Below are 750 nucleotides of genomic sequence, written 5' to 3'. Positions count from 1 at the left end.
TCGGTGCCAAAAAAGCTGGTTTGTTGGTACTGATCGGTGTCCGTGAGCATCATTATCCTTGAGCATTTCGACCAGAAATTTGGATCAGAATAGCGAAAACTGGTCGAAATGGCTATGTCATATGTTCACGTGGTCCTAGTGCCACAAGGTCTGGAGACTTTTTTCAGGGTCGACTACGTATGGGTGTGACTGAGTCACTAGCTGTCACTTGCGGTTCGTCCGGTAAAAGTTACTGGCGAAGCGCAAAAACTGAGGGTATTCACATTGCACTCAATAATGAGTTTTTCGAAAAGATGGGCTTGATTTCGTTACGTGATCGCTGGGTAGAAATTCATTACGGATAGGGAGCCGCCCATTGCGGACCCGCACGATGGGTGGTGTGGGGGTCGGTAGCTAGAAACTACCGGCTACCCGAATTAGGGCTATTGTTCACCGACAAGCCCCTTGAGCTTTTGTACAAACTCTTTTTCTTGATATCGTTGTATCTGACCAGAAGCACCACATGAGCCTATATGATGTTGCTCATTTTCGAAGAAAATAACATAGGCCTGACCAATGGTCATTGGTATGCCACAATCCCCACCGCCGAAGCCTGTGCGAATTTTTTCAATCTTTTTTGGTGATCCTTTAATGGGCATCTCTATAAATTCGGAGATAAATTTACGAATTATTGGAGTGCTATTTTATGGTTGAGTTTTAGTTGTAAAACTGAGCTTATTCGATAAATATTGATAGTTAGTGTGTTTTATA

At 43.5% G+C, this 750-nt stretch carries 1 protein-coding gene; it reads right to left on the bottom strand.

What is annotated here, in order from left to right; all coding sequences use genetic code 11:
• Nucleotides 1–422: 422 nt before the first annotated feature.
• A complete protein-coding gene (locus ACCI49_RS24900; RefSeq protein WP_371841954.1) occupies nt 423–638 on the bottom strand; it encodes a hypothetical protein in 216 nt (71 codons plus the stop codon).
• Nucleotides 639–750: the final 112 nt, after the last annotated feature.

It is taken from the genome of Microbulbifer epialgicus, assembly GCF_041447265.1.
GTDB lineage: Bacteria > Pseudomonadota > Gammaproteobacteria > Pseudomonadales > Cellvibrionaceae > Microbulbifer > Microbulbifer epialgicus.
Note: the sequence above shows the minus strand (reverse complement) of the source record. Positions and strands in the feature narration are given on the sequence as shown.

What these genes read in the sequence shown, in the direction of transcription:
- ACCI49_RS24900 (WP_371841954.1), bottom strand. Translation starts at nt 638, where the DNA reads ATGCCCATTAAAGGATCACCAAAAAAGATTGAAAAAATTCGCACAGGC.